Below are 2,572 nucleotides of genomic sequence, written 5' to 3' on the forward strand. Positions count from 1 at the left end.
AAATTTCTCGCACAGTAATGGAAGGAGGTAAAGCATCAAACTCATCCTTACTCAATCCTTTTGGACAACTTTTAGGTTTGTACCAGGTAACTAATTTGTCGCAATCGCCAATAATTTTACCTTTTTGCATAGTGGTTGTGCGAGATTGATGTTTACGGAATACGGCATCACAACCAAGCTTTTTGATAGTAAATATATCGGCGTAAGCGCAAAAAGCTCTATCTCCTAAAAGCACATCATTTGGTTTGAGAAAGCTGTACATTTTTCTCGCTAACTTAATATCATGAGTGTTCAGAACGTCGATACATAAAGCAACAGCGGCTCCCGTCACCAAACTGAATATCACACCAATTTTAGCAATTGGAAAGCCACATCCCTCTTTTTGACTACTAGGTTGAGGGTATTCTTTTTGGTTCTCTACTGTGTCTGGCATAGATACAGTTGAGCCATCTATTACTTTCACATTTCGACCACACCAGAATTTTTCTGTTGTCACTTTTTCTTCTAAGCTTTGTGCCGAATCATTGAAAAGTTTCTCCAATAATTTCTCCGGCAGTCTTGACCGTGCTTGGCAGTATGCACTCGTATCTGTTGACGGAATTTCTACCTCTGCTTCTGCCAAATGTGCAATTATCTTACTCACAGCATTGTGGCAAGTTTTATCAGTATCTAAAACTTGAGATAAAAATGCCCACAACGTTATAAATGGGTCAAATAATCGCTTTTTGTATTTGATCTTTAACTCAGAGATTGCTTGCCTTATTGCAGATTCTGGCAATAGTTCTTCAAAAGGTAGCCCCAAACTTTGATTAAATTTGTCCTTGAGAATCTGTACTCTTAGTGTCACAGTAGTAATTAACGTATGTGCTTGCTCGTTTTAAAAAAAGTATTTCATAAATGAGTAAGCTTTTTCTACCTTCAAAAACTTTTTGGATTACCCCCTCCGTAGGCGAACACTGCTCGCCTGACTCATGACATTACTGCTCAATGGACACTAAAAGCTGTATCCCTTATTCAGTAAACCTTAGAGCTTTTCTTAGTGCCATTCAATTAGAACCCTCTTTCAACTCAATCCCAGGAATGTGTTTAATCCATTCACCTAAGCACTCTGTTAAATCAAGTCCAACAGCATTAGCTGCTCTAATGAGCGTATCTAAAGGAACTCCCTTTGTATCTTCGTTTTCAATCCTATTAAAGTTTGCTCCGCTCATCCCAGCATAATCTCCAGCTACGGTTAAACTCAAACCCGCAGTCTCCCTTGCCTTTTTTAAAGCAGTCCCGATTCCTGTTAACTCCACTTCAATAATGATTTTCATTAAATCCATAATCATACGCCTCCAAAGAATTATCTCTAATTTAAACCATTACGCATTGCTTGACAAGCATTACGTAATACGTAATAATAGATATATAGAGAAAGCGCCCGGACTGCGAATCTAGAGCGCTTTCTGTCCCAATAGGAACTTAACAATCATGACATACCAAATCTACAGCCAACAACAGCTGCAACACAAATCCATTGCAAGACTCAAGCAAATCTACAGCGAAATTGGCTGCACACTTGAAGTAACTGACAAACGCTGCAAGGATTCTTGGATTAATGCGATCGGTGAATATCAAGCCAGCAAGATTCAGAAGCTCACACCTGCTACCCCTGACGAACAAACGCTAGCCCAAGCGGAACTCGAACACCACATCACCACCCAAGCCCAGTCGATTGCACCCGAAGAACTCAGAGCAGTCGAAATATCTTTTTACGATCACGAGATTTACTACGGCACACAACTGATTGCCACCATCACCTACAATGATGACCTAACCCAGCCTTGGGTAGTCTTAGTGGAGGACGTTGAGAAATTCCGTGCTAATACTTGGGCGAGATGTTACCGCTACATTAGTTGGCATCACCAAGACGGTACACTTAACGCCCCCTTACCTTTTGGAGAAGCTGAATTAGTCACAGAACATAAGCAACTCCCACCCCAAAAGCCAGAATTACCCGCCACTATTAGCAATGAGATAATGGCGCAGATTTTCAATGAATGCGAAAAGTTTGGGTTTGAAATCCTGGACGATGGCATCTACCGCGATGACCAGAAACTGGGCGAAGTCGGTTGCAGTAGCGGCAAGTGGTGGGTCATCCGGGCTTCTTCAGTCGAGCAAAAGGTGGCTTGTGAGTCGGTGGCTGAAGCTGTGCGAGCGCTTTCTGTAGTGAAGCCTTTAGATTGGCAAGAGCTTTTAGATAAACCATTCGATCAACTCAGTACACAGGAATGGCTGCTGATGATGGAGTCTGAGCCAGTACGGGAAATGGTGGCAGCGTAAATCAGAACACAGGAGCCAGAAGTCAGGAGTCAGAATAATTCGCTTCTGAATCCTGACTCCTGAATCCTAACTTCTTCTCCCATCATCTCTTCATTCACCCATTCATCTATGCAACCTACAATTAGCATTCCCCACGGTTGGGACTATCCTCGGTTTACCTTTGGGCAACTGACAACAAAAGGCATCACCGTTGGCTTAGTTTATTACCAAAAAGGTACTCACCTTGCTGAAGAATTTGGCGAAGGAT

Annotated in this window: 3 protein-coding genes; 1 reads left to right on the forward strand and 2 read right to left on the reverse strand. The window is 42.2% G+C overall.

Features of this window, described 5'->3' with window-relative positions:
* Both ACEW80_RS23460 and ACEW80_RS23465 read right to left on the reverse strand, forming a co-directional pair.
* Positions 1 to 847: IS4 family transposase (locus ACEW80_RS23460; RefSeq protein ID WP_373528900.1), on the reverse strand; the 847-nt coding region annotated here is incomplete at its 3' end.
* A gap of 199 nt (positions 848 to 1,046) precedes the next feature.
* Positions 1,047 to 1,325, reverse strand: a complete 279-nt coding sequence (locus ACEW80_RS23465) for a helix-turn-helix domain-containing protein (RefSeq protein WP_373528901.1) — start codon at positions 1,323 to 1,325, stop codon at positions 1,047 to 1,049.
* 148 nt (positions 1,326 to 1,473) lie between these two features.
* Between ACEW80_RS23465 and ACEW80_RS23470 the strand changes: the two genes are divergently transcribed.
* Positions 1,474 to 2,325 carry a hypothetical protein gene (locus ACEW80_RS23470; RefSeq protein WP_373528902.1) on the forward strand — a complete coding sequence of 284 codons (852 nt, stop codon included), beginning with the start codon at positions 1,474 to 1,476 and terminating at the stop codon, positions 2,323 to 2,325.
* Positions 2,326 to 2,572: the final 247 nt, after the last annotated feature.

Origin of the sequence: Nostoc sp. (assembly GCF_041747015.1) — a bacterium.
Lineage (GTDB): Bacteria > Cyanobacteriota > Cyanobacteriia > Cyanobacteriales > Nostocaceae > Nostoc.

What these genes read in the sequence shown, in the direction of transcription:
- ACEW80_RS23465 (WP_373528901.1), bottom strand. Translation starts at nt 1,325, where the DNA reads ATGGATTTAATGAAAATCATTATTGAAGTGGAGTTAACAGGAATCGGG.
- ACEW80_RS23470 (WP_373528902.1), top strand. Translation starts at nt 1,474, where the DNA reads ATGACATACCAAATCTACAGCCAACAACAGCTGCAACACAAATCCATT.